Annotated in this window: 28 protein-coding genes and 1 pseudogene; 16 read left to right on the top strand and 13 right to left on the bottom strand. The window is 61.4% G+C overall.

Translation table 11 applies throughout. The features are described from left to right. The first annotated feature begins 178 nt into the window (after positions 1–178). Positions 179–799 (top strand): alpha/beta family hydrolase, encoded by a 621-nt coding sequence (locus tag CNQ84_RS06640; RefSeq protein WP_096004124.1) that lies wholly within the window; start codon positions 179–181, stop codon positions 797–799. Positions 800–904: 105 nt separating this feature from the next. Here the strand turns inward: CNQ84_RS06640 and CNQ84_RS06635 are convergent, their stop codons facing one another. The 3 genes from CNQ84_RS06635 to CNQ84_RS06625 form a co-directional block, all read right to left on the bottom strand. Beyond that, positions 905–2,014: a methyl-accepting chemotaxis protein gene (locus CNQ84_RS06635; protein ID WP_425439954.1), complete on the bottom strand. Its 1,110-nt coding sequence runs from the start codon at positions 2,012–2,014 to the stop codon at positions 905–907. Positions 2,015–2,770: 756 nt separating this feature from the next. Next, positions 2,771–4,054, bottom strand: coding sequence for a TRAP transporter large permease (locus tag CNQ84_RS06630; RefSeq protein WP_096004122.1), 1,284 nt, complete (start codon positions 4,052–4,054; stop codon positions 2,771–2,773). Between the two features lie 16 nt (positions 4,055–4,070). Next, positions 4,071–4,664 (bottom strand): TRAP transporter small permease, encoded by a 594-nt coding sequence (locus CNQ84_RS06625; RefSeq protein ID WP_096004121.1) that lies wholly within the window; start codon positions 4,662–4,664, stop codon positions 4,071–4,073. Positions 4,665–4,896: 232 nt separating this feature from the next. On the opposite strand from CNQ84_RS06625, the gene dctP reads away from it, so the two are divergent. The 3 genes from dctP (at position 4,897) to dcd (ending at position 7,889) form a co-directional block, all read left to right on the top strand. Then, positions 4,897–6,048, top strand: a complete 1,152-nt coding sequence (dctP, locus tag CNQ84_RS06620; RefSeq protein WP_217350066.1) for a TRAP transporter substrate-binding protein DctP — start codon at positions 4,897–4,899, stop codon at positions 6,046–6,048. A gap of 108 nt (positions 6,049–6,156) precedes the next feature. Beyond that, positions 6,157–7,248, top strand: coding sequence for an iron-sulfur cluster carrier protein ApbC (apbC, locus tag CNQ84_RS06615; RefSeq protein ID WP_096004120.1), 1,092 nt, complete (start codon positions 6,157–6,159; stop codon positions 7,246–7,248). A gap of 74 nt (positions 7,249–7,322) precedes the next feature. Further along, complete coding sequence (dcd, locus tag CNQ84_RS06610; protein ID WP_096004119.1) at positions 7,323–7,889, top strand: dCTP deaminase; 567 nt, start codon at positions 7,323–7,325, stop codon at positions 7,887–7,889. Between the two features lie 300 nt (positions 7,890–8,189). On the opposite strand, the gene CNQ84_RS06605 is transcribed toward dcd, so the two are convergent. The 4 genes from CNQ84_RS06605 to CNQ84_RS06590 all read right to left on the bottom strand — a co-directional run bounded on the left by CNQ84_RS06605 (position 8,190) and on the right by CNQ84_RS06590 (position 10,296). After that, positions 8,190–8,906 carry a TorF family putative porin gene (locus tag CNQ84_RS06605; RefSeq protein ID WP_096004118.1) on the bottom strand — a complete coding sequence of 239 codons (717 nt, stop codon included), beginning with the start codon at positions 8,904–8,906 and terminating at the stop codon, positions 8,190–8,192. A gap of 228 nt (positions 8,907–9,134) precedes the next feature. Further along, positions 9,135–9,566, bottom strand: coding sequence for a GNAT family N-acetyltransferase (locus CNQ84_RS06600; protein ID WP_342745751.1), 432 nt, complete (start codon positions 9,564–9,566; stop codon positions 9,135–9,137). A gap of 7 nt (positions 9,567–9,573) precedes the next feature. Next, the gene (locus CNQ84_RS20380; protein ID WP_133065874.1) at positions 9,574–9,858 is read right to left on the bottom strand and encodes a hypothetical protein; all 285 of its coding nucleotides are present in this window, start codon (positions 9,856–9,858) and stop codon (positions 9,574–9,576) included. A gap of 27 nt (positions 9,859–9,885) precedes the next feature. Next, positions 9,886–10,296: a BON domain-containing protein gene (locus CNQ84_RS06590; RefSeq protein ID WP_096004116.1), complete on the bottom strand. Its 411-nt coding sequence runs from the start codon at positions 10,294–10,296 to the stop codon at positions 9,886–9,888. 243 nt (positions 10,297–10,539) lie between these two features. Between CNQ84_RS06590 and algB the strand changes: the two genes are divergently transcribed. Further along, positions 10,540–11,886 carry a sigma-54-dependent response regulator transcription factor AlgB gene (algB, locus tag CNQ84_RS06585; RefSeq protein WP_096004115.1) on the top strand — a complete coding sequence of 449 codons (1,347 nt, stop codon included), beginning with the start codon at positions 10,540–10,542 and terminating at the stop codon, positions 11,884–11,886. Continuing rightward, the gene (locus CNQ84_RS06580; RefSeq protein WP_096004114.1) at positions 11,883–13,658 is read left to right on the top strand and encodes an ATP-binding protein; all 1,776 of its coding nucleotides are present in this window, start codon (positions 11,883–11,885) and stop codon (positions 13,656–13,658) included. The genes algB and CNQ84_RS06580 overlap by 4 nt, the downstream gene beginning before the upstream one ends. A gap of 20 nt (positions 13,659–13,678) precedes the next feature. Here the strand turns inward: CNQ84_RS06580 and CNQ84_RS06575 are convergent, their stop codons facing one another. After that, entirely contained in the window at positions 13,679–13,891 is a 213-nt protein-coding gene (locus tag CNQ84_RS06575; RefSeq protein ID WP_096004113.1) for a hypothetical protein, read from the bottom strand. A gap of 339 nt (positions 13,892–14,230) precedes the next feature. Here CNQ84_RS06575 and CNQ84_RS06570 point away from each other — a divergent pair, with 339 nt between their 5' ends. Then, positions 14,231–14,548: an ORF6N domain-containing protein gene (locus CNQ84_RS06570; RefSeq protein WP_096004112.1), complete on the top strand. Its 318-nt coding sequence runs from the start codon at positions 14,231–14,233 to the stop codon at positions 14,546–14,548. Here the strand turns inward: CNQ84_RS06570 and CNQ84_RS06565 are convergent. The 5 genes from CNQ84_RS06565 to CNQ84_RS06545 all read right to left on the bottom strand — a co-directional run bounded on the left by CNQ84_RS06565 (position 14,490) and on the right by CNQ84_RS06545 (position 18,101). After that, the gene (locus tag CNQ84_RS06565; RefSeq protein WP_096004111.1) at positions 14,490–15,077 is read right to left on the bottom strand and encodes a LysE family translocator; all 588 of its coding nucleotides are present in this window, start codon (positions 15,075–15,077) and stop codon (positions 14,490–14,492) included. The genes CNQ84_RS06570 and CNQ84_RS06565 overlap by 59 nt on opposite strands. A gap of 46 nt (positions 15,078–15,123) precedes the next feature. Beyond that, positions 15,124–15,966, bottom strand: a complete 843-nt coding sequence (locus CNQ84_RS06560) for an AraC family transcriptional regulator (RefSeq protein WP_096004110.1) — start codon at positions 15,964–15,966, stop codon at positions 15,124–15,126. 109 nt (positions 15,967–16,075) lie between these two features. Beyond that, a complete protein-coding gene (locus tag CNQ84_RS06555; RefSeq protein WP_096004109.1) occupies positions 16,076–16,654 on the bottom strand; it encodes an LOG family protein in 579 nt (192 codons plus the stop codon). A 108-nt stretch (positions 16,655–16,762) separates the two neighbouring features. Next, positions 16,763–17,491, bottom strand: coding sequence for a hypothetical protein (locus CNQ84_RS06550; RefSeq protein WP_133065873.1), 729 nt, complete (start codon positions 17,489–17,491; stop codon positions 16,763–16,765). Beyond that, positions 17,484–18,101, bottom strand: a complete 618-nt coding sequence (locus CNQ84_RS06545; protein WP_096004107.1) for a hypothetical protein — start codon at positions 18,099–18,101, stop codon at positions 17,484–17,486. The genes CNQ84_RS06550 and CNQ84_RS06545 overlap by 8 nt, the downstream gene beginning before the upstream one ends. Positions 18,102–18,220: 119 nt before the next feature. Between CNQ84_RS06545 and CNQ84_RS06540 the strand changes: the two genes are divergently transcribed. From CNQ84_RS06540 to CNQ84_RS06505, 9 genes and pseudogenes are all read left to right on the top strand, one after another. Beyond that, entirely contained in the window at positions 18,221–18,628 is a 408-nt protein-coding gene (locus CNQ84_RS06540) for a GFA family protein (protein ID WP_096004106.1), read from the top strand. 6 nt (positions 18,629–18,634) lie between these two features. After that, a complete protein-coding gene (locus CNQ84_RS06535) occupies positions 18,635–18,880 on the top strand; it encodes a hypothetical protein (RefSeq protein WP_096004105.1) in 246 nt (81 codons plus the stop codon). A gap of 9 nt (positions 18,881–18,889) precedes the next feature. Beyond that, entirely contained in the window at positions 18,890–19,522 is a 633-nt protein-coding gene (locus tag CNQ84_RS06530; protein WP_096004104.1) for an FMN-binding negative transcriptional regulator, read from the top strand. 102 nt (positions 19,523–19,624) lie between these two features. Next, positions 19,625–20,557 (top strand): annotated as a pseudogene (locus CNQ84_RS21070) (nitrate- and nitrite sensing domain-containing protein); the annotation flags it as partial. A gap of 9 nt (positions 20,558–20,566) precedes the next feature. After that, positions 20,567–21,679, top strand: a complete 1,113-nt coding sequence (locus tag CNQ84_RS21065; RefSeq protein WP_425439953.1) for a methyl-accepting chemotaxis protein — start codon at positions 20,567–20,569, stop codon at positions 21,677–21,679. A gap of 202 nt (positions 21,680–21,881) precedes the next feature. Continuing rightward, on the top strand, positions 21,882–22,322 hold the full coding sequence (locus CNQ84_RS06520) for a hypothetical protein (RefSeq protein ID WP_096004102.1): 441 nt from the start codon (positions 21,882–21,884) through the stop codon (positions 22,320–22,322). A gap of 59 nt (positions 22,323–22,381) precedes the next feature. Continuing rightward, entirely contained in the window at positions 22,382–22,939 is a 558-nt protein-coding gene (locus CNQ84_RS06515; protein ID WP_096004101.1) for a riboflavin biosynthesis intermediates N-glycosidase, read from the top strand. A 68-nt stretch (positions 22,940–23,007) separates the two neighbouring features. Beyond that, positions 23,008–23,703: a class I SAM-dependent methyltransferase gene (locus tag CNQ84_RS06510; protein WP_096004100.1), complete on the top strand. Its 696-nt coding sequence runs from the start codon at positions 23,008–23,010 to the stop codon at positions 23,701–23,703. A gap of 204 nt (positions 23,704–23,907) precedes the next feature. Next, on the top strand, positions 23,908–25,761 hold the full coding sequence (locus tag CNQ84_RS06505; protein WP_096004099.1) for a M48 family metallopeptidase: 1,854 nt from the start codon (positions 23,908–23,910) through the stop codon (positions 25,759–25,761). The last annotated feature ends 145 nt before the right edge of the window (positions 25,762–25,906 follow it).

The following is a 25,906-nucleotide window of genomic DNA, read 5'->3' as shown; positions in this document are numbered from 1 at the left end:
CTCGCCATGGCCCCACCAGGGTGGTTGCCCGAGATAGCTTCACCGCTAGCGCGTCGGAGAGACAAACGTCGGGACAGGGTTCAGACTAGCCCTCTACCGGGGTTATGTGAAGGTGCAGCAGGGCGCAGTTTATGTGACATCGTGTCGCAGCGTACGAATCTATATAAAGGAAGGTGTTATGCAATCAGTGCTGACCGACCAGCCAGCCGGCGAGCCCAGAGCAACGCTGCTGCTGGCCCATGGCGCCGGCGCGCCGATGGACAGCCCGTTTATGACGCAGCTGGCGGCGGCGCTGTCTGCCCAGGGGGTCAAGGTGGCGCGCTTTGAGTTCCCCTATATGGCGGCGCGCCGCGACGATGGCCGCAAGCGTCCGCCCAACCCGATGCCGATGCTGGAGCAATGTATGCGCGAGCAGGCCGCTGGGGTTTCCGGGCGTCTGTTTCTAGGCGGCAAGTCGATGGGCGCACGCGTGGCCAGTCAGTTGGCGGCGGAGGTGGGGGCCGCCGGCTTTATCTGCTTTGGCTATCCGTTTCACCCGCCGGGCAAGCCCGAACGTACCCGTATTGAGCATTTGCAGCAGATCGGTTGCCCGGGGCTGATAGTGCAGGGCACCCGGGACCCCTTTGGCAAACCAGATGAGGTCGCGGCCTATCCGCTGGATCCTGCACTGCAGTTGCACTGGCTGGAGTCCGGCGAACACGACTTTCGGCCGCTGAAGTCCAGCGGCCTGACACAGCAGGCGCTAATAGAAGAAGCGGCAGACGTCGCCGCCGCGTTTATTGCGGCGGCCGAGCGTTAGCTGCAAGGCGGAAGCTTCAAGCTTCAAGCTTCAAGCCTCAAGCTAAAACCTAAAAGCCCAAACTGTCTTGCTTGCGGCTTCCAGCTCGCCGCACTGCGGCGGCCCTCAGAGCCCCAATGCCGCCGGTGCAATCGCGGAAGACATCGTCCCCCAGCGGCGGCCTTTGACGAAGATCGGCACATAGAGCACGAACACCACGGTGGTGGTGCCGGGCAGCACAAAGGTACCCAGATTGAGGTAAGTGCAGCTGGCCATAATGCGCAGGTCGGTGTCGCTGGACACCGCAAACCGCTTGTAGTTGCTGCGCGCGGCATCAATGCGCGGGTCGCCGGTGGGTGGTTGGGAGGAGGCGCTGCGGCTGGTCGGCAGATAGCCGCGCTCGTTCACCGCAGCGGTATAAACAATACCGTCCTGGCCGCCCTTGTCCCACTCGTCCAGCAGTGGCCGAATGCGGTCGATAAAGGCGTCGGCCCAGCGCACGTCGTGCTTGGGCGGGTTGGTATTGGCCACCGGCGTGTAGTTTTGATCAAACAGATCAACGCCGTTGTCGGCCAGCGCGTCCAGGCGTTGCTCGATTTCCTTGCGCCGTGCCATCAGGACTTCGGTCACGGCTTCCAGCTGGCCTTCGCCCAGACGGAAACCGGCCAGCGAGCGCAGCGCCAGGTTGGTGTTGTCACGCAGCGCATCGGCCTGGGTGTGGGTGGCGGCCATGTGCTGGCTGATGGTCAGGCTCAGGTCACGAATCTCGCCGCCGTGCTGCAGTGTTTCGGCGTTGGTGGCGGTCAGTTCCTCCAGGGCGCTGCTGACCATCAGCAGATCGTCGTTGGCGCGCTGGAAGTCATCAACCATGGCATCGAACTGATCGGCTGCGCTGCTGACGGCCGTGCCAGTTGCCTCGGTCTGCTCCAGCATGCCGAGGGTCTGGGCATCTGCGCCAGCCATGGCGTCGCTCATCTGGCCCATCAGTTGGCTGATCTGTTCGGCGGCGTTGCCGACCTTGAGCGACAGGTTGCGTACCTCATCGGCCACCACCGCAAAGCCGCGACCCTGCTCGCCAGCGCGGGCGGCTTCAATCGCTGCGTTGAGTGCCAGCATGTTGGTCTGCGCAGAGAAGTCCTGCACGGTGGTCAGGATGTCGCGGATCTTTGCCGAGGTGGCGTTCAGGGCGCTGACGTTGTCCTTGAAGCCACCCATGGCGTCGCTGATTTGTTGCATCTTGCTGCGGGCATCGCTCATCTGCTCGCGCGACTGACGGGCCATTTCCAGGTTGCGGGAGTTGACTTCGGTGACACCGGTGGCGCGATGGGAGATGTCCTGCAGGGCACTGGTGGTTTGCTCGCTGGCATGGAAGATCAGTTCGGAGACCTGCTGCTGGCTTTGCGCGTCCCGCGCTGCCTGTTCTGCCAGCAGGCGGCTATTGGCTGAGGCCAGCGCCGTGCCCAGGCTGTTCTGCTGCAGCTCCAGCATGATGGCGCGCAGGCGTTCGTTTAGTTTGACGTACTCCTGAATGGCTGGGTCGTCGCTGTGTTTCTCATTGCCCAGGCGCAGATCAATCTGCTTGCCGTTAACGCGTTGCAGGCTGGCTCCCAGTGCGCCGCTGTCGCCGGCTCCGCCATGCAGCTGCCAGGTAAGCGCGAGCGTCGGGATCAGCATGGCCAATGCGGCCCAGAAGAGCACGCCGGTCGTGCTGAGCAGCACTGCGGCAAACAGAAAGAGTTCGCAGATGATCAGCCCGGCCAAGGCTAGCCGGCTACGAGCGAGGACGGGCTTGGCGGCGGGCGCAAGCGCCTCGGCGTGTTGCTCTGACATCATGGGTGCCTCCTGGGCGCTTCTCGATATTGTTGTTGTAACGGCATGCGCTGCCCTGAGGGGGTGAGGCAAAAAAGCAAATAGTCCGTTAACGATCAGAATATCGGCGCTGATTCGCAAATTCGATAGGACAAAAACGTCATATTTGATGGCGTTTTGTAATTAGTCCTGGGCGAGCGAAGGCAGCCACAGCGATATCTCGGGAAAGAGTATCAGTAACACTGTCGCTATCAGCAGGATGAATATGAAGGGCGGTGTACCGCGAATGACATCGAAGTAGGGCCGGCGGAAGATCGCCATGGCCGTAAAGATGTCGCAGCCGAAGGGCGGTGTTGCCGATCCGATGGCGGCCTGCAGGGTGACAATCACGCCAACGTGCACCGGGTCCAGGCCGGCGGCTTGGACTGCGGGCTTGAACAGCGGTGTGAGGATGAGAATGACCACGATGGGGTCAACGAACATGCAGCCGATGAAAAACGACACGGCGATCAGGGCCAGCACCAGAGTCTGGTTGTCGCCGATGCTGGCGATCACCGGATCCAGGATGGCCTGCGGGATACCGGCAAAGGAGATGGCGTAGGTAAAGGCGTTGCCGGCTGCTACCAGAATGAACACCACGGCGGTGATCAGCCCGGTAGACAGTGCCACATCCCACAACTCGCGCAGCTTTACCGCGCGCAGAATGACGACCTCAAGAATCAGGGCATAGAGCACCGCGATGGCCGCAGCCTCCGTCGGGCTGAACAGGCCGCCGTAGATACCGCCGACCACCACCAAAGGAAAGCCGAGCGGCAGCAGCGCCTTGCGCAGGGCCAGCAGACGTGTGGTCCAATCGCTCTTTGGCTCTGGCGCAATGCCCATGCGGATGGAGGCGACCCAGCAGTAGATGGAGAACAACAGCAGGATCAGCAGGCCGGGGATGATACCGGCGATAAACAGGTCACCGATTGAGGACCCTGAAATCACCCCGTAGATGATCATGCCGATACTGGGCGGAATCAGCAGCGCGATGTCGCTGGCGTTGATGATCAAGGCGATGCTGAAGGTGTCTGAGTATCCCTTCTCCAGCAGCTTTGGGCGCATCGGCCCGCCCATGGCCACCACGGTTGCCTGGGTAGAGCCCGACACTGCGCCAAACAGGGTGCAGCTGGCGGCGGTGGTGATCGGCAGGCCGCCACGCAGGTGGCCGACAAAGCTCTGTACCAGGTCCAGCAGACGGTTGGCTGTATGCCCGCGCGTCATCAGGTCGGCAGCAAAAATGAACAGCGGTACGGCGGCGAGCGCCCAGGACTGCACGCCGCTGATCATCTGTCCCATCAGCAGGCTGACGTTGCCCAGGTCGATGACCAGAAACAGCAGCATGAGCGCGGCGACCAGCAGCGGCACCATCATTGGGAAGCCCAATGCCAGCAGCACGATCATGGTAATGAAGGTCAGGGTAAGCATGGGTCCGTAGCCTTGGTCAGAGCGCGCCGTCGTCCGGAATGGCGTCGTATTCGTCCTTCTCGGTGAAGGAGCGGTAGACCTCGCGAGAGGTCAGATTGCGCACGGCGGTGAGCACAAACTGGATGCCGGCCAGCACAAAGCCGACCGGGGCCGCGAGGTAGGGAATCCACAGCGGAATCTGCAGGGCGGAGGAGGTGCGGCCGCGCTCGTAAATGTTGGTGACATAGTCACCAGCGTGCCAGGCCAGGTAGAACATCAGGGCAGCGGTGCCCAGGGCGATGAAGATCATCAGCGCCTTGCGTGGTTTGCCGCTGAGCTGGTCGAAGAAAGCGGACATGCTGATATGGCGTGCGCGCCGCACGGCGTAGCCGAGCCCCGAGAAGGTCATGATGATCAGGCTGATCTGGGTGAGCTCAACCTGGCCTGTCACACCATTGCCGAACAGCTGCCTGCCCAGTACGTGCACGATCAGCAGTCCGGCCAGAAACAGCACGCTGCTGCCCAGAATGATTTTTTCGACCCACTCGGTAACGCGGTCTACCGCGCCCAGCAGACGTAGCAGCAAAGAGCCGCTCGTGTGGCTTGCCGACGGCTCGGCTGGCTGGGGCATGCAATGTGTCCTGTGTGGCTATTGTCTCCGGGCTGACCGATCAGACCTCGTCTACGCTATCTGCTGGTGCAATGTCGTAATTCGGACGCTGCAGTCAGAATGCGATCTGGTCCGTAGTTTCGGCGCCTTTTTTGACCTTAACTCATATAAAAGGCTTTTGCACGGCGTGGACATGCGGTTGTGCTGTGTTAAGGTTCGTGAGGAATCCAGAACAGTTGATAAGGAGTGTTCCATGAATTGGCGCAATGGATGTATTGGTGCAGCAGCGATCATGCTGGCAGCGTGCGGGTCCGAGGAAGAACCGACGGCATCGAATACCGCCCCTGCAGCGGAGGAGCCGACTGCGGCTGCCGAAGTAGAAACCGAAACATGGGGTTTTGCCCTGGAAGAGATTGATGGCAGCGTGCAATACGAGTACGGCGCCAAGTTTGCCGAGCTGATCAAGGAAAAGACCGACGGCGCGGTAGAGGTCAAACTCTACCCCTACGGCCAGTTGGGTGGTCTGACCGATATCTATGATCAGGTCCAGTCCGGTGCAGTGCAGTTTGCCTTCGGCTCCGGTTTTCTGGGCGGTTCCGTTCCCGAGTCGCAGCTGTTCAGCCTGAACTTCGTGCTGACCGATGACGAGAAGACCAATACCGAGATTCTCAACGACCCGGCCTTCCGCAAGAACGAGGACCTGGTTGCCTCCTACCGTGATCGCGGCCTGCAGCCGCTCGCCATTGTGCCGGAAGGCTGGCAGGTCTGGAGTGCCAACAAGGCGGTCCGCACCCCCGAGGATTTTGACGGCCTGGCGATCCGCACCATGGATAACCGCCTGCTGCGCGAAACCTATAGCGCCTACGGCGCCGACCCGACCACCATGGAATACGGTGAGCTGTTCAGCGGCATGCAGCTGGGTCAGCTGGATGGCAACATCCAACCGGTGTTTGCCCACCAGGAAATGGACTTCTACAAGGTGCAGGATTACCTGATCTTTGCCAACCAGGCTCAGTTTATCGCGACCTTTATGGCCAACAGCGATTGGTATGACGGTCTGAGCCAGGAGCGCAAGGATGTGGTCGAAGAGGCAGTGGTCGAGCTGGTGCCGTGGATTCACGACGTGCAGACCCGCCTGAACACCGAGCGTCTGGATATCATCACCGAGAACAGCGACATCGAACTGGTTTACCTGACCGCTGAAGAGCGTGAAGCCTTCCGCGAGCGCAGCCTGCCGGTGCGTGATGTGTTTGCCGAGATGGTCGGTGAGCGCGGTACTCGCCTGATGAACACCCTGATCGAGCAGGTAGAGCAGGCCGATGCTGCCAAGGTGGCCCCGGCTGAGCAGGAGTCCAGCGACGAGGCAGAAGAGGCTGACGCCGAGCCACAAGCTGACGCCGCCTGATCAGTTGCGTTAAAGCAGCGGCCCGCCGGCTCCACCGGCGGGCCGCTTTGCGTTGGGCTGTGCTGCTCGGTAGCATAGCGGCCTCTTTATCTCGTTCGGAACTCCGTCATGTCGACCCTTGATCGCGCTGCCATTGAACAGGCCCTGGCCCAATACCAGGACCCCTACCTGAAAACCGACCTGCTGAGTTGCGGTTGCCTGCGCCGTCTGGAGATTAATGGCGGGCAGGTCGAGGCTGAGCTGGTGCTGGGGTATGCCGCCGGCAGCCTGGTCGGTGGCATTGCGCAGATTCTGCAAACGGCGGTGGAGAATGTCGATGGCGTGACCTCGGCCAAGGTCAGTGTGCGCTGCGAGATTGAAGCGGGTGCGGTGCAGGGGCAGGTCGCGGCGCTGGCCAACGTCAAGAACGTGATTGCGGTGGCCTCTGGCAAGGGCGGGGTAGGCAAGTCCACCACGGCCGCCAATCTGGCGCTGGCTCTGGCGCGAGAGGGCGCCAAGGTCGGTGTGCTGGATGCCGACATCTATGGCCCCAGTATGGGGCTGATGCTGGGCTTGCCCGAAGGCACGCGACCGGAAACCCGCGAGGGTAAATGGTTTGTGCCGCCGCGTGCGCACGGCATTCAAGTTATGTCCATGGCGTTTCTGGTGGATGACAACACGCCGGTGGTCTGGCGCGGCCCGATGGTGTCCGGTGCACTGATGCAACTGCTGACCCAGACCGCCTGGGATGACCTGGATTATCTGGTTGTAGATATGCCGCCGGGCACGGGGGATATCCAGCTGACCCTGGCGCAGAAGGTGCCGGTGACGGGCGCCGTTATCGTTACCACACCGCAGGATCTCGCGCTGCTGGATGCCAAGAAGGGCATCGGCATGTTCGAGAAGGTGAACATCCCGGTGCTCGGTGTGGTTGAGAACATGGCAATCCACATCTGCTCCAACTGCGGCCATGCCGAGCACCTGTTTGGCGAGGGTGGTGGTGAGCGCCTGGCGGCGCAATACCATGTCGAGCTGCTCGGCTCGATGCCTCTGTCAATGATGATTCGCGAGCAGGCCGATGGCGGCAAGCCGACGGTGGTGGCTGAGCCGGAGTGCCAGATCAGCATGGTCTATCAGGACATGGCCCGTCACGCCGCTGCGCGCATCACGGCGCTGAAAGGCGCCGGCGGCATGCCGGAGATCAGCATTAGCGAGGATTGATGACGGTCTTTTGTCATTGCCTATAACCCGGTAACATGCTGGCTCGTTTTCGTACAGATCACTCAGGACCCGCCATGAGCATCAAATCCGACCGCTGGATCCGCACCATGTCCCAGGAACAGGGGATGATTGAACCCTTTGTCGAGCGCCAGATCCGCGGCGCTGAGGGCGAGCGGGTCATTTCCTACGGTGTTTCCAGCTACGGCTACGATGTGCGCTGCGCCGACGAGTTCAAGGTATTCACCAATATCCATTCGGCGATCGTTGATCCGAAAAACTTCGACGACAAGAGCTTTGTCGATATTCAGAGTGATGTCTGCATCATCCCGCCCAACTCCTTTGCGCTGGCGCGCACCGTTGAGTACTTCCGTATTCCGCGCAATGTATTGACTATTTGTCTGGGCAAGAGCACCTACGCGCGTTGCGGCATTATCGTCAACGTCACGCCGCTGGAGCCGGAGTGGGAAGGGCATGTGACCCTGGAGTTTTCCAACACGACCAACCTCCCGGCCAAGATCTACGCGAATGAAGGTGTAGCGCAGATGCTGTTCTTTGAGTCCGACGAGACCTGCGAAACCTCTTACCGTGATCGCGGCGGCAAGTATCAGGGGCAGCGCGGCGTTACCTTGCCACGCGCCTGAGCGGCAAGAGCGCATGACGACTAAACCGGCCTTGGGCCGGTTTTTTGTTGTGTGGTCATCTGTGGCAAGGCGGACCAAGCCAACCGCGTGCCCGCGCAATGCGGCGTTCTGGCCGGCGTGGTCCCCGTCAGTGGGCTCAACACCGTTCCGTCCTTAGGCGCCACCCGCACGGTTAGTCGTGAATAAAAAAACCGCCGCTTTCGAGCTGCCGTGGAACAGCGCAAAAGAGGCGGTGCAATGCTGACGGAACAGCAGCCCGGGCTCAGCGTCTGATGGGGATATGCTAGCCCGGGCCGGGTATTACAGGGTTTTCGAGACCGACAGGGTGACGTTGGAGTCACAGGAATCCTGGCTGGAGTAGGCACAGTCATCACCCAGGTCGGTGTCGCTGTACATCAGAGCGACGTCGAGGCCCAGCATGGTTTTGCTCAGGGTGACGGCCCAATCGCCGTATTCTTCGTCACCGTCAACGCCGTTCAGCGGATCTTTGGTGTCGGTCAGGCCGTAGTGCAGGCCCAGGCCCACGTCGTACGGCAGGGAGAAGTCATAGCCTACGTAGGTGTACAGCGCGCTCTGCGGATCGTACGCGTATTTGGCGCCCAGGGTCAGGCCGTAGAGGCTGATGCTGGCCAGCGCTTCTTCAACATCGATAGCGCTGTTTTTCGGGTAGGTATAAGTAGTCCAGGACAGATCGTAGCTGATGTCGTCGGTGATGGCTCCGCCGTAGCCGGCGTAGTAGTCGATCTCGATGCTGGAGCCGCCAAAGTCGGTTGAGTCGATGTTGGATGCCCAGGCACCGATGTACAGGCCGCTTTCGTGGGCGATGTCCAGGCTGCCCTGAATGGCGCCAGCGCCATCGGTTTGCGACTGGCCGCGCCAGATGTAGTCGGTTGCCAGGGTGGCAGTCATGCTGACGTCAAACTCGCCCATGGCGGTATCAAAGGCTTCGGCGTGCGCCATGTTGGCAAAAGAGAGCGTGCTGGCGGTAGCAACGGCAACTGCGATTTTCTTCATCATCACGTAATACCCCGTAGGTTTTTGATTTAAGTGCGTTGGCATTGCTCACATAGCATTTAGCTTGCCAGTTTTTTATTTTCTTTTTAAATCAATTGCTTACGTCATAATTGCGGGTGCGGTTGCTCTTCGGTACACAGGTACAATAGCTGCGCGCGCACTGTTGTAGTGCGCGTATTACAGAATTGTGTTGCATTTGGTGGCAAGCTGCCACGATGGGGTAGAAATGGCTTACCCGGGCAGGTTTGCCAGGGCGACCAGCGACTTGCTGCGCTGATAGCGTTGCAGGCGTGAGTCGAGCGATTCAGGCAGGTGGGCGGCAAGCTGGTAGCCGCAGCGCTGGTAGAAGGGAGTCAGGTGCGGGGCGCAAAACAGCCAGATGGGGCCGTCGACCTCGGCACGCACCTGGTCTAGCAGCTGAGTGCCGAGGCCTTGGGCGCGCATCGCTGGCGCGACCAGCAAGGCGGTTAGCCAGTGTCCAGTTTCCACGGGCTGCAGGCACAGACTGGCGCAGATGTCAGGTGCGCGCAGCACCCAGATCTGCTGTTGGCCATTCGCCTTCATACCGCGATGGTGGCGGCGGTAGAACCGGTTGGCCAGGGGCAGCAACTCGCGGGGCAGCTGCTGCAATGTCAGTGTTACCGTATCCGCTGGTGCGGTCAACGGGGTGCTACTGGCGATGACGGGTGCGTTTGCCCATTACGGCAGCCACCACAGACAGGGCCAAAAACAGGGGGCAAAGCAAAGCGCCCAGCTGATCGTAGGGGGCGCCAAATCCTCCCAATGCAAATACGGCGGCGGCAAGAGACATGACAATAAAGGCGATGGCCCAGTTGTACATGGGGGATCTCCTCGGTGCGGCGGTAAAACGCTCAGTTAACTGGTTATCAAAAGCTCCAGGTCGAGTGGCTTCCATTATATGAAAGTAAATCGCAGGTTTGGGCTCCAGAGACATGATTTTTTTCCTTTCCTTCTTTTTGCATTACAGCTGCAGTCGGTTGGCAGTCTGCAGCGCCGGACTTGGCCAGCGTGCTTCGCTGACTGTCCGAGCCTGTCCGATATGCAGTTGACTGGCATCCACGCTGACCACGCCCGGCGTGTGTAGGGCGGTAGCGACCGCAACACGCTTGTCCCCGCGCTCGGGAACCACACCACTGAGCCGTACAACCCCCTTGTTGCTGTCCACACGGATGTCGATGCCGGACGTGTTACCATGCCAGGTCAACCGTGATTGCAGGGTGCTGACGATGCGGCTGTCGTCGGCAGATTGAACTATCGTGGCCTGGTGCGGCTCCATGCTAAGAGCCGGCTCGCGTGCTTGCGTGCTCATTGACAGTGAGCACAGCAGGGCGGTGGATAGGCTAAGCAGTGCGATGGGTTTGGCGCTGCGCATGACGGTCTTCTCCAGTCAATATCCGTATAAAGGTTTGCTTGTGGCTCGCCTTTTTCTGGTTTGTATTAGTACTTGAGCAAGCGTCGTGCCAGGCTTTTTAGTGTTTTTAAATCAATAAAAATCAAATGCTTACAGAATTTTCGCAGATTGCCTTGCATGCAGTTTGCAAGATGCGTCCCGGTAGGTCATGCATTTTGCACGACTGCCTTGCGGTGGGATCAGCGCCCGGAGAAGACAACCCTTATGGATGCAACTCAAAGCAATGGCCGGATATTGCTGGTTGATGATGAGCCAGCGATTTTGCGTACCTTCCGTTACTGCCTCGAAGACGAGGGGTATCTGGTAGCGACCGCCAGTAACGGTATGCAAGCCGAGTCGGTGTTGCACAGCCAGGTGTTTGACCTGTGCTTTCTGGACCTGCGTCTGGGCGAGGAAAATGGCCTGGATGTGATGGCGCGCATGCGCGCGATTGCGCCTTGGATGCGCGTGGTGATGGTAACCGCTCATTCGGCGGTGGATACCGCGGTCGACGCCATGCAGGCCGGCGCTGTCGATTATCTGGTCAAGCCTTGCAGCCCTGATCAGTTGCGCATGTCCGCAGCCAAGCAGCTTGAAGCGCGGCAGATGGCCGCGCGACTGGAAACCCTGGAAGAGGAAGTACGGCAGACCCGCGTGAGCGGCGATTCGCAAAGCCCCGCGATGATGGCGGTACTGGAAACCGCGCGTCAGGTAGCCGGCACCGATGCCAACATCCTTATTTTAGGTGAGTCGGGGACGGGCAAGGGTGAGCTGGCCCGCCTGATTCACGGCTGGAGCCGGCGGGCCAAGAAGGAATGCGTCACCATCAACTGTCCTTCTCTCAATGCCGAGTTGATGGAAAGCGAGCTATTTGGCCACACCAAGGGCGCCTTCACCGGTGCCAGCGAAAGTACCCTGGGGCGTGTCAGCCAGGCCGACGGCGGCACCCTGTTTCTGGATGAGATTGGTGACTTTCCGCTCACGCTGCAGCCCAAGTTGCTGCGCTTTATTCAGGACAAAGAGTACGAGCGCGTCGGTGATCCGGTGACCCGCCGCGCGGATGTGCGCATTCTGGCGGCAACCAACCTTGACCTGACCGAGATGGCCAAGGAAGGGCGCTTTCGCGAAGACCTGCTGTATCGCCTCAACGTGATTACCCTGACCTTGCCTCCGCTGCGCGAGCGTACCGACGATATTCTCACTCTGGCCGACCGCTTTCTGGCCGGCTTCGTCAAGGACTACGCCCGTCCGGCGCGTGGTTTCAGCGACGGCGCGCAGAATGCGCTACTCAACCACGGCTGGCCCGGCAACATCCGCGAACTGCGCAACGTCATCGAACGTGCCAGCATCATCTGCAATGAAGAGCGGGTGGATGTAGCGCACCTGGGCCTGGGCGCAGAACCCGAAGACAACGCCGCACCACGTGTGGGCGCGAGCCTGAGCCTGGACGAGCTGGAGAAGGCGCATATCGCAGCCGTGCTGGCTTCCAGCCCGACGCTGGAGCAGGCCGCGCGCACCCTTGGGATTGATGCTTCTACCTTGTATCGCAAGCGTAAGCAGTTCGGTCTATGAAGCTGCGCAGCCAGCTGTTTCTCAGCAGCAGTGCGTTGCTGACGGTTGCCCTGGTCGGCTTGCTGGTGGGGATGGTTGGCGTGCTCAGCCTCACGCAGTCGCAGAGTCTGAGTGTCAGTAGCAACATCGGCATCCTCAAGGCAACCATGGGCATGCGTCAGGAGATCGGTCGTCAGGTCACCATGCTGTTGGCCGAAGACTTTGATTCTGCCGCGCTCAAGGAGTCAGACCGGATATTCAAGGAGTGGTTGACGGTGGCCGGGGAGCAGGCGCGCAGTGACGCCGACCGCCAAGCCATTAGCGAGATCAGCCGGGCTTACTCGGTCTACGATCAGGTGCTCCAGCGCCCCACCTCCCTGCGCCGTGACCTGCTTTCCGACAGCACACTTAGCATTAATGTGGCGGCCATGCGTGACCGGATCAATGAGGTGCAGAACCGCTATCTGGAATACGTTGAAGTAGCGGAAACCGCGGCCCACCAGCGCGCCTGGTTGATTGCCATACTGCTGGGCCTGATTGGTCTGGCAGTGCTGCTGCTGGGCCTGTTGACGGCCCACAGCATTGCCCAGCGCTTTGGCCGCCCCATTGAAAGCCTGGCGCAGGCTGCCGACCGTATCGGTCAAGGTGACTTCAACGTAATGCTGCCGCTGTCACCGGTCACCGAGGTGGCGGCGCTCAGTCGCCGTTTTGGCGCCATGGCCGAGGCGCTGCGTCAGTTCAAGAGCACTGACCTGGAAGCGTTGCAGTCAGAGCAGCGGCGCCTGCAAGCGGTACTCGACAGTATCGACGACGGCTTGCTGATTCTTGATCAGCATGGTGAGGTGGACCACTTCAACCCGGTTGCCCGGCGCCAGCTCAACTGGGATGCGCGCGAGCTGGGGCAATCACTGGGGCAGGCCATGGGGCGTCCTGAGCTGGATGAGCAGGTGCGCGAAGTACTGGCCGGTGATGCCTTCAGCAGCGAACAGGAAGACCTGGCGGTGCAGGTGTCCGGTGAGACGCGCCTGCTCGACTACAGTTTGACCCCGGTGGTGCGCAACGACAGCTGGGTGCAGGGCGCGGTGATGGTGCTGCGTGATGTGACCGATCAGCGTGCTTTCGAACGGGTGCGTCGTGAGTTTGTGCTACGCGCCTCCCACGAGCTGCGTACGCCGGTGACCGGCATGCACATGGCCTTTGCCCTGTTGCAGGAACGGCTGGAGTTCACGCCGGGCAGTCGCGAGCAAGACCTGTTCGACACTGTCGATGAGGAAATGCGCCGGCTGGTGGACCTGATCAACGACCTGCTCAATTTCTCGCGCTATCAGAATGGCCTGCAGAAGCTGGAGCTGGAGCCATGCGACCCGCGCGAACTGGTGCGAGCGGTGGTATCGCGCTTTGAGGCCCAGGCCCAGCAGCAGGGCATAAGCATGCACGAAGAGATAGATGACGACCTGGCCGTTGCGCGGCTGGACCGGCTGCAGCTGGAGCGAGTGCTGGACAACCTGGTCGGCAACGCGTTGCGGCACAGCGATGTGGGCGGCAGCATTACCGTGTCGGTGCAGCGTAATGGCAAACGCGTGGTATTTGCCGTCACCGACACCGGTGAGGGTATTCCCTACAGTCAGCAGATCCGGGTGTTCGAGCCCTTTGTTCAGGGCGGCGGCAAGAAGGGCGGGGCAGGCCTCGGGTTGGCACTATGCAAGGAGGTCGTGCAGCTGCACGGTGGCCACATTGGTGTGACGTCACGGCCTGGCGAGGGCGCCAGCTTCCATTTTGCTCTGCCGTTGTAGCGGCGGCAGGCGCTGATCAATCAGCGTTTACCCATCGAGCGGCGCGTGCCACGCGGCGGCATATGTACGCGCTTGGTGTGCGGGTCGAAGCCCGCCTTGCCCTGTCTGGGCGAGTTGGTTTTGCCGGCCTGTTTGCCGGCGGCCGCAAAGAGGGCGCCGAGCCCGGTCGCTGACGGCGCAACCGGTTGGTCGGTGCTCGCATCGTTCAGGCACTGATCGTCTTGCTTGCTCATGACGTTCTCTCCAAGGTGGGGGCGGCGAGTATAACGGCTTGCCGGGAGCGCCATAAGCCCTTCTGTGCTCCGGTTGCCCGGTGTGCTCGCGTCTACTGTGACGCAGGACCGGGGCAGCGCCATGATTCAGTCCTTGCAGTGCAACGTCCGCATCGCCGCGAACGCGCGGCAGACCCAGAGGGCACTTACCGCTGATCGCCGACTTTGGCACAATGTGGTCTCGCCGTGCGGTATCTGGCAAGTCGTCCGCTCCGTGACGCCCCTCGCCAGCATGCCGTCTGAGTAGCGTGCTTGATGATGTTTTTGCCGCCACCCACTTTGACCTTGAACACGACAGACATGCAGCCCATCCACTATGCCGACACCGATACGCTGAGCCTGCGTCAGCTCGACGAACTCAATCACGCCCCCAAAGGCACGGCGTTTCGGGTGTTCCGTCGCTGCGAGGCGCAGCTGGAGGAGGGGAAGGACTTCTTCTATCTGGCGGCCGACGCGCACAAGGCGCTGATCGACAGTCTCAAGGTGAGCGGCCAGATCTACGCCACCACCGTCAATCTGGTGCTGCTGAGCCAGTCAGGCTATCAGCGTCTGACTGAACTTAGCCGAGCAGGCCAAGCCAGCCAGAGCCCGCCAGCAGCACCCCCATCAGCTGATTGAAGCGTCGCAGTGCCACCCTAGAATGCAGCCAATGGCGCGCTTTCAGGCCCAGCCACGCCCACAGCAGCATGCAGGGAATGGCGATCAGCAGAAACAGCAGCGCGAGCATCCAGGCCGGCGCGCCTGAGGTGCTCATGAAGACACCAACAACCGCGAGCGCCACGGTCCACGGCTTGGGGTTGATCAGCTGCATCAAGGCGGCCGCCGCAGCGCCCAGCGGTTTGTCGGTGCTGCTGTCGGTGTTCAGCTGCACATCCCCGGTGGCTATCTTCCAACCGAGCCAGCTCAGCCAGAGCGCGCCCGCCCAGCCGAATACTGTCGCCATCTCGGGGTGCGTCAGCAGCGCTGCACCGGCGCCTAGCCCCACCGCCAGCACCAGGGCGGCGGAAGCCGCGCAGCCGCCCAGCACGATAGGCAGACTGGCGCGCAGGCCAAAGCGGGCGCTGCTGCTCATGGCCAACAGGTTGGTCGGGCCGGGGGTGATGGAGGCAACAAAGGCAAAGACAAGAAAGGGCAGCAGGGCGGTCAAGACAGTTCTCCCGAAAATGGATTCGAGAGCCAGTCTGCCGCGTGTCTCAGCGTCGGTCTGGAAGGCCTGAGCAGCGTTGCTGGTAGTGCGCGGGGGTGACGCCGTAGGCACGCTTGAACCAGCGTCCCAGATGGCTCTGATCGGCAAATCCCAGACTGGCGGCCACCTCGGCCGGGGCCTGACCTGCGGCCAGCTGGCGGCGGGCCTGGGCGAGACGCAGCTGTACCAGATAGGCGTGCGGCGCCATGCCGAAAGCCGCCTTGAACGCGCGGTTCAGGCGAAAGCGGTCAACACCGGTCACGGCCGCCAGCTCGTTCAGGCCAAGGTCTTCATGCGCATGAGCGTGCAGGTAGTCGCGGGCTCGCAACGCCACCTGCGGCATGCGCGGGTTGGCCTCGGTACGGCGGCGCCACTGGGTATGTGCCGACAGGTTGCTGAGCAGATAGTCCAAGGCCGTCTGCCTGACAATGCGCAGTTCCTGCTGATGCAGGGTCTGAAAGGTGCTGGCGATGGCGAAGATCAGCTCGGGTGACTGCGTCACCGTCATGCTCATTCCGGGGACGCAATCCTCGGGCGCGTCGGCAAACAGCCCGCGCATCTCGCGCTCCATCCACAGCGGGTCCAGATACAGCATGGAATAGGTGAAACCATCCTCTGTCGGCGCCTCACCGTCATGCACTTCACCCGGCTCAATCAGAATGACCTTGCCCGGCACGCTGTCATAGCGCTGCCGTCCGCAATGAAAGCGCTGCAGGCCCTGCTCGGTAAAACCGACCAGATAGCTGTCGTGCCAGTGCGGATCGTAGGCGTGGCCCTCAAAATGGGCACGAATCGTCTCAATGCCGGTGTCGGCATCCTGCTTGAGATCGATCCAGTTGCTGGGTTTCATGGCGCACGCCTAGGGGATGACGAGTATCAGTGCAGCATAACCCAGTGTTTGTGGGTGTCTGGAAGATTTGTGCACGGCTGTCGGCGGGCTGCCGACAGCCGTGTGCGGGTCAGCGCTGCCCGGTCTTCACCCACTTGGCGACACTGGGCGGTGTGTAGTCGCGGACCTTCGCGAGCAGGGGCTCTGCTGCGTTGTCGACGATCAGCATGTCGCGGTAGGGCTGGCGCATGAAGCCTTCGTTTACTGCGTGGTTGAGGAACTCGATCAGCTTGTCGTAGTAGCCGGAGGCATTGAACAGGGCGCAGGGCTTTTGGTGGTGGCCCAGTTGGCCCCAGGTCCAGACTTCGAACAGTTCCTCAAAGGTGCCGACGCCGCCGGGCAGTGCGATAAAGCCGTCAGACAGGTCGGCCATCATGGCTTTGCGTTCGTGCATGGAGCCGACTTCGTGCAGGGTGGTCAGGCCTTCGTGGGCCAATTCGCGCTCGACCAGATGGCGCGGGATCACCCCAATCACTTCGCCACCGGCGGCCAGCGCCGCATCAGCGACTGCACCCATCAGACCAACCTGGGCACCGCCGTACACCAGGCCAATGCCGGCCTTGGCCAGCGCGGTGCCGAGCTGCTGAGCGGCGGCAAGATATTCGGGTTGGTTGCCGGGGGAGGAACCACAGAAAACACACAGACGCATGGACTCTCCTGATGAGCTGGGGAGGGGCAACGCTCGGTGGCAGAGCGCCGCGAAGGGCTGATGACTTTACCTTCGTGAGGCTATTTTTGCCAGATTAGTGTGTCGCGGCTAACCGCCGAGTAGCGTGCGGACGGCCAGTCCGGTCGCCACGCTGGTGCCGAAGCTGAGCAGTGTCCCGAGTAGGACATACTCTGACACCGGCCGCTTGGCCTGTCGGGTGTCGTTGAAGCGCATGATGCTCTTGGCTGCGAGCAGAAAACCGATGGCCGACCATTGGCCCATAACCACAAAGGCAAAGGCCAGCAGCCGTTCAAGAAAGCCGATCAGACGGCCAGCTTTCTTCAACGATTGCTCATCCTGCAGGTCCACGTGATTCAGCCAGGGCGTCAGGATCAGGGCAATCAGTGACGAAGTCGGATGCAGCAGGAAAAGTGCGCCCACCAGCACGGTCAGCATCTGCGGTTGCAGCAACTGCTCAAAAGCGGCTGCCAACTGACTCCAGTTGTCGGTGGCGCCGCTCCAGAGCAGGACCACGATAGCGACGGGGATGAGTTGGCCGAGCACAAAGCTGGCGGTGAAGGTTTGCGGCCGGGTCAGGCGCTGGTGTTCCAGAATCAATTGGCTGAGCAGTATCACGATGAAGCCCATGAGGCCGCTGACCAGCCCCTGCGACAGCAGCAAGGCACTGATGGCGGCGGCCAATGGCAAGGCCTTGAGAGTTAGCCAGGCGCGTTGCTGCAACCGGTCGGCTTGCTCGGGCAGCGGCCGGGCGTTGGCCCACAGGCTGCTGAGCATGTGCAGGAGCAGCATCAATGGCAATAGCATGAGATCAGTCACCGGCCAGCTCCGTAATCCATTCGTGGCTGCGGGCCAGAAAGCGGTCAATCAGTGGGGCTTCGGCACGCTGCAGTGCCTTGTGTACGGTGACTTGAGACTTGCCCAGATGTTCAGCAAGCGCCTTTTGACTAGTGTTCATGGTGGCGTGCAACCACCAGGTCTCGGCTTCGACTCGGGTCCAGTTCTCGATGATGCGAGCGGCAAAGGCGATGGGTAACTCGAGGTGGTCCAGCAGGCTGGCGGAGTGGGTGAAGAGGGCAAGAGTTTCTTTTTTCATACCGTCGAGCCCCTGACCAGAGAGCACGAACGCTTCGCCATAGTGGTTACTCTCAGGCGCGTGCCCAATGCCGATAGCGATGCGGGCGTCGTAACGCTCGTGTTCAGGGCTGGCTGCAATCAGCGCTGCGCGCAGCATCACGGCGCAGCGAACGGCGTCAGCTGAGGACTCCAGCGTCAGTTGAAAGCTGTCACCACGGTACAGCTCGTGACTGAAGGCGCACAATGGCAGCAGTTTGCTCAACGTGGCACGTAGCTGGTTGACGTAATCCTGCGTATTCTCGACGCCTTGGGAGTCAATCAGGTCGCCGGTCAGGACGGCAGCGATGGTCATGGGCAGGCCTCTGGAAGGTTCTGAATGACGTTAGCCTATAAATGCTAATTTTTCAATATTATCTTTTTTGGGCTATTTTAAGGTGTGGCAGAGAGCACTGATAGAACAGGGGAGTTCACATGATTACCGGCAGTTGCCTGTGCGGTGGGATTCGTTACGAGGTGTCCGGGCCGCTGGAGCCCATTCAGGTGTGTCACTGCGGCCAGCGCCGCAAGGCACAGGGCACGGCCTTTGCGACCAATATCCCGGTTGCCGAGTCGCATTTTCGCTTGCTGACAGGGCAGGACCTGCTGAACAGCTTCAGCTCTTCGCCGGGCAAGCAGCGTTGCTTCTGCAGCGGTTGCGGCTCGCCCATTTTCAGTCGTAATGAGCGCATTCCCGGCGTGCTGCGGATTCGCGCAGGGACGCTGGACGGTGATCTCGATACTCGCTTGCAAGCGCACTTTTTCACCGCCCACAAGGCAAACTGGTTTGAGATTACTGATCGCCTGCCGTGTTTTGCCGAGTTTGCGCCCAGCGTGGAGTAACAAGTGATGCTTGAGCTGCTCGAAGCACTGGCGCGCGGCCTGTTGTTGCTCGGGCGCCTGATTTTGGAAGCGGGTGCGGTGCTCGACCTCAGCCTGCGTCTGCCCGGGCGCTGGTTGCTGCGCTGCCTGTGGCCGCCGCACTGGTTCAGACCGCGGTCCTACCATGCCTGGCTGGAAAGCGCTGCCGGCATCGTCTTTTGGCTGCTGTTGGTGCTGGGGCTGTATTATCTCGACCAGACTTTCGCTATCTGAGGCTAGCCCATGTACCTGCCAGAGCACTTTGCCGAAACCCGTAGCGGTGAACTACACGCCCTGATCACGGCCAACCCGCTGGGTGCGCTGGTCACCAGCGGGCCGGACGGGCTGGATGCCAATCACGTGCCCTTTGAGCTGCTGCCGGACCAGGGGCCGCAGGGTACGCTGCAGGCGCACCTGGCGCGCGCCAACCCCCTGGTCGAGCAGATCACCGATGGTATGCGCGTGCTGGTGATCTTTCAGGGCCCGCAGGCCTATGTGTCGCCCAACTGGTATCCCAGCAAGCACGAGACTCACCGGCAGGTGCCAACCTGGAACTATCAGGTGGTGCATGCCCATGGGCGTATCCGCCTGCGCGACGACGAGCGCTTTGTGCGTGGGCTGGTGGCCCGGCTGACGCGCAAGCATGAGGTGGCGTCCGGGCAGGGTCGGCCGTGGAAAATGACCGACTCCAGCCCTGAATACATCAGCCAGATGCTCGCGGCGATTGTCGGTATCGACGTCGAGATTGAGCAGCTGGTCGGCAAGTTCAAACTGAGTCAGAACAAGGCTGCGGAGGATATTGCCGGGGCTGCTGATGGCCTGGAGCGGGGCGGTCATGGTGATCTGGCGGCGGCGATGGCCAGGCCGCAAGACTGAAATCTCTCCCTTTTATCGCTCGTACACTGGCGTATCAGCCCTGAACTGGTGCGCAATGTGCGGGTCACGGCGCTGCAGGCCGCATTGCTGCGTGGCAAAGTGATGGCACTTTTCTTGCTGAGGGTCTGGCTGTCCAATCAGTCAGGTTTTCTCACCATGCTGTCGATGCTCCGTAACATCTCCATGCGCGGCAAATTGCTGCTGCTCATTCTGCCGGCGCTGGCCGGAACGCTGTATTTCTCCGGTTCCACGGTCAAGGATCGTTACACCCACTTGCAGACAACAGAGTCGGCACGGGCGCTGTTTGACCTGGCGCTGACAGCCGATCCGGCGCTGGAGAACCTGCAAAAAGAGCGGGGTCTGACCGCGCTGTTCATCGCAACCGGGGGCGCTGACGGCCGTGTGGTCGAACGCCTGGAGCTGCAGCGTGCGGTTACAGATGCCAGCCTGAGCGCGCTGCGCTCCGGCATGGCAACACTGCAAGGCGCTGACCGGCTGGCGGTGGCCGCGCAGCTGGCCCGCATCAACGAAGCACTGGATGCCTTGGCGCCGCTGCGTGAACGGGTGATCAACGAGGATGTGGATGCCGCGCTGTCCTATCAAACCTTCACCGATGCCGTCGATGGTCTGATCGCACTGATCCCGGAAATCCTGCTGCGCTCCAACGAGCCACGCCTGACGCGGATGATGGGCGCGTTTCTGGCCTTGAGCGAGGCAAGCGAGTGGGGCGCCAGCGAGATGGCTGCCGGCGCTCAGGTACTGAGTGATGGTGGCGTGTCGCTGGCCCTGGCCAGTCAGGTCAGCGCAGCCGGCGCGCGCCGCCAGGCGCTGCTGGATGCGGCGGCGGGCCTGCTGGGGCCGTCGCTGCAGGGGCAACTGGACGCCATGCAAACGCGCCCGGAAAGTCTCGAGTTTGCGGCGCTGCGTGACCGGCTGATCGGGTCGGAATACGGTTTTCTGGGCATGGCCAATATCGAATGGTTCGACAGCTCCAGCGCGGCGGTCGCGGGTATCTATCAGCTCAAGCAGCAGTTGGCGGTGGATATGGCGAAGGGCACCGATCTGGTGCTGGCGGGCGCGCGCTCGGAGCTGCGTCGGGCCGCCATAATTGGCTGCGTGGTGATTGGCGCGGTGCTGTTGCTGGCGCTGTTGATCATCATGGGGGTATCCGGGCAGGTGAATCAGCTGCTGGGTGATTTTCGTCAGATCATGGAGCGCAAGGACCTGTCTGTGCGCACACGGGTCTGTTCCAAGGACGAGATGGGGCTGATCGGCAGCGCGCTGAACGGGCTGATCGAAACCTTCTCCGGTGCCCTGAGCCAGATCGACGAAACCAGTGTGCGTCTGGCCTCGGCCTCGGAGCAGACCCGCGCCACCGCCAGCCAAAACTCCGACCAGGTGGGCCAGCAGCAGGCGCTGGTCGATCAGGTCGCGGCTGCGGCGGAGGAGATGTCCAGCACCTCGGAAGAGATCTCGCGCAACACCCAGCAGGTGGCTGAAGCGGCGCAGCACGCCTCGGCGCGCAATGAAGCCGGTCGCAAGGTAGTGCAGGACAGCGTTGGCCGTATTCGGCATCTGGCCGGGGCCATCGAGCAGGTCAACGGCCAGATGGAGCGGTTGCAGACCAGTAGCGAGTCCATCACCCGGGTGATCGACGTGATCAAGGCGGTGGCCGACCAGACCAATCTGCTGGCGCTCAACGCCGCCATCGAGGCGGCCAGGGCTGGGGAGCATGGTCGCGGGTTTGCCGTGGTTGCCGATGAGGTACGCAATCTGGCGCGTCAGACGCATGACTCCACGGTAGAAATCGAGACCATGATCAGCGGCTTCCGCGATATTACCGACAGCGTGCGCACCGCGGTGACCGACAGCCACAAGCTGGCCAACCTCAGTGCCGATGAAGCCGAAAAACTCGAAGACACCCTGGCCGCCATCCTGCAGGACGTTGACCGCATCTCTGGCATGGCCTCGCAGATTGCCTCCGCCGCCGAGCAGCAGGTTGCCGTAACGCGGGATATTTCTCGCAGCATGACGTCAGTGCGCGAAACCTCCCTGCAGACCCTTAACGGCTCGCGGGAAATTTCTCAGGTGACCGACAGTCAGGCGCAGTTGGCGGGTGAGCTGCAGGCGTTGGCGCAGGGGTTCAGGGTGGCTTGACAGCTGGTTAACTCGACACGCCCTCTGTCGTCGGCTTTACCACCGCTCGCTGAGCGGGTAACTTGCGGGGGCGTTCTGACGCAAGTACGTGGCGCCGGAAAGTGAAGCGCGCCGTGCAACACGGTACGTTTAGCGCTGCGGTGCTGATATGTCCTTCCACGTTCTTGCATCGGGTAGTGAAGTCTCTGAACAGGAAGTTTGGATGTCAAAGTCTCTGTTGATTTTTGCTCTTTCTATGCTGCTTTTTGGCTGCGCTTCACCCGCTCCGCTGGTCCATGCGGTGCCGGGGCTCAATGACAGCAACAGCGGTGAAATACATGTTTTCAAGAATGATTACCTTGGATTTGCCGCTGAACTTCGGGTGTTCATCGACGGCAACTATGTTGGTGCGATCAATAGAGAACCTATCGTCACCGCCCGGGTTGCACCCGGTGAGCACTTGGTTGAGATCATGGCCTACTCGATGGGGATATTAGGCGGTAACGATTCGGAGTTTCGCACTAGCGTCGACGTTGGCGACGATATCTACTTGAGGACTTTTACCGCGACAGGGATTGAGTCGAACGGTCAGTGGGTGTTCTTTGGCTACCCTAAGAACTTTCTGGTGTCGTCAAGCAAAGAAGAGTGGGAGAGCGGGGAGTAGTTGCGTTACGCCAGTGCTAACCGGCAGCTTTTCTCCAGACAACAGACAGTGGAACAGCAGTGAGCATCAGAAGCACAGCGCAGCTTGTCGATTGGGTAAACCACGGCAACAAGGTCAAGTACGTCTTTTTCTGGGGCCAACAGGAGTCGGGCGCCCAGGTAACCAAAAGTTGCTTTAGCCAATGGTATGACGCGCCCTTTGAAGAAGACGGCCTCGCCTTCCTGACAGCCGAGCACTACATGATGTACCACAAGGCGCGGCTGTTTGGTGACCTTGCCGCTGCCGAGCGCGTGCTGGCAGCAGGCAATCCGGGGGAGGCCAAGGCCATTGGGCGTGAGGTGCAGGGCTTTGACCAGCAGCGCTGGGAGGCGGCCAGGTTTGAGATCGTGGTCAATGCCAATCTGGCCAAGTTCTCTCAGCATCCGGCGCTCAAGGCGTTTTTGCTGGGTACTGAGAATCGGGTTCTGGTAGAAGCCAGCCCGGTTGACCGCATCTGGGGTATCGGGCTGGCGCAGGACGCTCCGGCTGCGGCAAACCCCAACCAATGGAAGGGCCTCAACCTGCTGGGCTTTGCCCTTATGGATGTGCGCGAGCACCTGGCCCAGGCTGAGGCTTGACAGCTGCGGTATGGTGATTGAATCGGGTGATGATGCCCTCAGTCAGTTACCGGAGCACAGGCCGCCGCATGAACAGCCAGGAACTGGAAGCACTCTTTGATCAACAGGCCGCAGGCTATGACCAGCAGTGGGCGCGGCAGGCGCCCATCCGCGACTGTCTGCACTTTTTGCTGGAGTCGGTGTTCAGCGAGCTACCGGACAACGCGCACCTGCTGTGTGTCGGCGCTGGCACCGGGCAGGAGCTGCTGTATCTGGCCGCGCGTTACCCGCAGTGGCGCTTCACCGCCGTTGAGCCATCAAGTGCAATGATGCAGGAGTGCCGCCGCAACGCTGAGGCCCAGGGTGTTGCCGGGCGCTGTCGCTTTCACACCGGTTACCTCGACAGCCTGCCGGAAGAGGCGGAATTTGATGCTGCTACCAGCTTTCTCGTCTCGCAGTTTATTCTGGACCCAAAGGCGCGCATCGGCTTTTTCAGCCAGATAGCCGCCCGCTTAAAGCCGGCCGGCATTCTTGCCAGCTCCGACCTCACGGCCCGCGCCGATCCGCAACAGCAGGCGCGGCTGATGACGCTCTGGGCGCAGGTTGTCTCGGCCGAGCCGGTAACGCCCCAGGTGGTTGCGCGGATGCAGCAGACCTATCGCCAGGACGTTGCCGTACTGCCCGCCGATAACGTTGAGGCGCTGATCCGGCAGGCCGGTTTCACCGCGCCGATTCCGTTCTTTCAGGCTGGCATGATCCGCGCCTGGAGCGCGCGCCGGGATTAATCGTCCGCGCGCTTCGCCACTTTACCCCGCCGCACGGACGCGGTAATTTCGCCAAGTGGGCAGCGTTGCCCAAGGCCCAGGGATGGCGCGCATTGCTTCTACTTCACCCTGCATACCGTTACACACGCCACACCCCGATGCCCCGGGTGTGGCGTACTGCTGCGCGTCGCACCCAGATAAAAACGATAAAGGGAGCTCATCGCAATGACCAACCGGGAGTTTGAACAACTGGTAGCACGCCTTGAAGCACAGGCGCTGCGGCGCCCGTGGCTGTACAAGATGCGCGTATTGGCGCTGGCGTTGCTGGGCTACGGCTACATCGCCTTTATGCTGGTCGGCTTGTTGTTGACCTCGGTGATCAGCGTTGTCGCGCTCAAGGCGCTGGGCGCCAAGCTGGCGCTGGGGCTGCTGGTGTTGATGTGGATGGTGCTCAAGGCGCTGTGGGTCAAGCTGGATGCTCCGCAGGGGCGGCGCGTAACGCAGAAGGAGGCGCCTGAGCTGTTTGCCATGATCAATGACCTGCGCAAAGGGCTCAAGGCGCCGCGTTTTCACCGCGTACTGATTACCGACGACTTCAATGCCTGCGTGGTGCAAACGCCACGCCTGGGCGTATTCGGCTGGTATCGCAACTATCTGGTCATCGGCCTGCCGCTGATGAAGACGCTCAGCGTAGAACAGTTCAGGGCCGTGCTGGCGCACGAGTTTGGCCACCTTGCCGGTGGCCATGGCCGGGTATCCAACTGGATCTACCGCCTGCGCCTGAGCTGGCATCGCCTGATCGACTCGCTGGTCGGCGAGGGCCGTTTTGGCACCTTTCTGTTTCGCCGTTTCTTCAACTGGTATGTGCCGTACTTTACGGCTTATTCCTTCCCGCTGGCGCGGGCCAACGAGTATGAGGCTGATGCTGCAGCGGCGCGCCTGACTTCGCCGCAGGCGATTGCCGAGGCGCTAACCGCCGTCAACGTGGTGGGCCGTTATCTGGACGAGCGCTACTGGAGCGATATCCACCGCAGCGCAAGCGACCTGCCGCGCCCGGCCTTTGCGCCCTATGGCAGCCTGGCCGACAAGGTGTCCGGCGGCCTGCAGGACCAGCCGGTGGCTGACTGGGTTGAACACGCGCTGCAGCGCGAGACCAGCTCAGACGACACCCATCCCGCCCTGACCGACCGCCTGCGCGCCCTGCAGCAGGGGCCGCTGCTATCGTTGCCCCGCCCTGATGCGCGCGCAGATCGCTTGCTCGGCCCGGTGCTGTCGACCATCACCGAGGAGCTGGATTGCCGCTGGGAGGCCGCTGTACTACCCGCCTGGGAAGAGCGCTACCAAACCGCCACGCGCGGACGCGAGCGCCTGCGCGAGCTGGATGCAATGCTGCAGCAGGGCACCGAGCTGAACCCGCAGGATGGCTATGATCATGCCTGCCTGACCGAGGAGTACGGCGCCGGGGAAGACGCGGCCTTGCCGCTGTTCAAAGCCCTGTATGAACAGACTCCGGACCAGCCGGTAGTTTGTTACGCGCTGGGGCTGCGACTATTGCAGCGCGATGATGATGCAGGCTTGGCCCTGGTCGAAAAGGCCACCAAACTGGATGAGGACGCCCAGCTGAGCGGCTATGAAGTGCTGCGCGACTACTGCTGGCGCCGTGGCCGAGAGGAGGCCGCCCACGCCTGGCATGACCGCTTGCTGGAGCGCCACGAGCTGCTGCAGCGGGCACGGGCTGAACGCGACCAGATCACCCTCAAGGACACCTTTGACCCCCATGGGCTGGATCAGGAGCAGCTTGCCGCACTGCGTGCCCAACTGCGGGCCATGCCGGGGCTGCGTCGGGTTTACCTGCTGCGTAAGCGCGTAGCCCTGTTCCCCGAGCGCCCATTGTTTGTGCTCGGGTATTCCTGTACGCGTTGGTGGGGGCTGTATCGTCGCAAAAAGGTAGACGCTATCGGGCAACGTCTGGTCGATGAAATTCAGCTGCCGGGTGAGGTGTTCGTGCTCAGTACCGATGGCGACAACTACCGCTTTGGTCGTAAGTTCCGGTGGAAGCGCGGGGCAAGGGTGCGGTGATTTAATGGGTTCCGATAGCGCTGTAGGAGATGCCACGTCTCGAGGGCTTGTTTGACGAGAACTGAGCTGACGCAAACTGCGCAACAACCGACCGGAGCACCGTGACTACCTTCCGCATCAAATCCGCCGCGAGCGACGCAGAGCT

It is taken from the genome of Pseudomonas abyssi (genome assembly GCF_002307495.1).
GTDB lineage: Bacteria > Pseudomonadota > Gammaproteobacteria > Pseudomonadales > Pseudomonadaceae > Halopseudomonas > Halopseudomonas abyssi.
This window is presented reverse-complemented; position numbering and strand designations above follow the sequence as displayed.

What these genes read in the sequence shown, in the direction of transcription:
- CNQ84_RS06640 (WP_096004124.1), top strand. Translation starts at nt 179, where the DNA reads ATGCAATCAGTGCTGACCGACCAGCCAGCCGGCGAGCCCAGAGCAACG.
- CNQ84_RS06635 (WP_425439954.1), bottom strand. Translation starts at nt 2,014, where the DNA reads ATGCAACAAATCAGCGACGCCATGGGTGGCTTCAAGGACAACGTCAGC.
- CNQ84_RS06630 (WP_096004122.1), bottom strand. Translation starts at nt 4,054, where the DNA reads ATGCTTACCCTGACCTTCATTACCATGATCGTGCTGCTGGCATTGGGC.
- CNQ84_RS06625 (WP_096004121.1), bottom strand. Translation starts at nt 4,664, where the DNA reads ATGCCCCAGCCAGCCGAGCCGTCGGCAAGCCACACGAGCGGCTCTTTG.
- dctP (WP_217350066.1), top strand. Translation starts at nt 4,897, where the DNA reads ATGAATTGGCGCAATGGATGTATTGGTGCAGCAGCGATCATGCTGGCA.
- apbC (WP_096004120.1), top strand. Translation starts at nt 6,157, where the DNA reads ATGTCGACCCTTGATCGCGCTGCCATTGAACAGGCCCTGGCCCAATAC.
- dcd (WP_096004119.1), top strand. Translation starts at nt 7,323, where the DNA reads ATGAGCATCAAATCCGACCGCTGGATCCGCACCATGTCCCAGGAACAG.
- CNQ84_RS06605 (WP_096004118.1), bottom strand. Translation starts at nt 8,906, where the DNA reads ATGATGAAGAAAATCGCAGTTGCCGTTGCTACCGCCAGCACGCTCTCT.
- CNQ84_RS20380 (WP_133065874.1), bottom strand. Translation starts at nt 9,858, where the DNA reads ATGTCTCTGGAGCCCAAACCTGCGATTTACTTTCATATAATGGAAGCC.
- CNQ84_RS06590 (WP_096004116.1), bottom strand. Translation starts at nt 10,296, where the DNA reads ATGCGCAGCGCCAAACCCATCGCACTGCTTAGCCTATCCACCGCCCTG.
- algB (WP_096004115.1), top strand. Translation starts at nt 10,540, where the DNA reads ATGGATGCAACTCAAAGCAATGGCCGGATATTGCTGGTTGATGATGAG.
- CNQ84_RS06580 (WP_096004114.1), top strand. Translation starts at nt 11,883, where the DNA reads ATGAAGCTGCGCAGCCAGCTGTTTCTCAGCAGCAGTGCGTTGCTGACG.
- CNQ84_RS06575 (WP_096004113.1), bottom strand. Translation starts at nt 13,891, where the DNA reads ATGAGCAAGCAAGACGATCAGTGCCTGAACGATGCGAGCACCGACCAA.
- CNQ84_RS06570 (WP_096004112.1), top strand. Translation starts at nt 14,231, where the DNA reads ATGCAGCCCATCCACTATGCCGACACCGATACGCTGAGCCTGCGTCAG.
- CNQ84_RS06560 (WP_096004110.1), bottom strand. Translation starts at nt 15,966, where the DNA reads ATGAAACCCAGCAACTGGATCGATCTCAAGCAGGATGCCGACACCGGC.
- CNQ84_RS06555 (WP_096004109.1), bottom strand. Translation starts at nt 16,654, where the DNA reads ATGCGTCTGTGTGTTTTCTGTGGTTCCTCCCCCGGCAACCAACCCGAA.
- CNQ84_RS06545 (WP_096004107.1), bottom strand. Translation starts at nt 18,101, where the DNA reads ATGACCATCGCTGCCGTCCTGACCGGCGACCTGATTGACTCCCAAGGC.
- CNQ84_RS06540 (WP_096004106.1), top strand. Translation starts at nt 18,221, where the DNA reads ATGATTACCGGCAGTTGCCTGTGCGGTGGGATTCGTTACGAGGTGTCC.
- CNQ84_RS06535 (WP_096004105.1), top strand. Translation starts at nt 18,635, where the DNA reads ATGCTTGAGCTGCTCGAAGCACTGGCGCGCGGCCTGTTGTTGCTCGGG.
- CNQ84_RS06530 (WP_096004104.1), top strand. Translation starts at nt 18,890, where the DNA reads ATGTACCTGCCAGAGCACTTTGCCGAAACCCGTAGCGGTGAACTACAC.
- CNQ84_RS21065 (WP_425439953.1), top strand. Translation starts at nt 20,567, where the DNA reads ATGGCGAAGGGCACCGATCTGGTGCTGGCGGGCGCGCGCTCGGAGCTG.
- CNQ84_RS06520 (WP_096004102.1), top strand. Translation starts at nt 21,882, where the DNA reads ATGTCAAAGTCTCTGTTGATTTTTGCTCTTTCTATGCTGCTTTTTGGC.
- CNQ84_RS06510 (WP_096004100.1), top strand. Translation starts at nt 23,008, where the DNA reads ATGAACAGCCAGGAACTGGAAGCACTCTTTGATCAACAGGCCGCAGGC.
- CNQ84_RS06505 (WP_096004099.1), top strand. Translation starts at nt 23,908, where the DNA reads ATGACCAACCGGGAGTTTGAACAACTGGTAGCACGCCTTGAAGCACAG.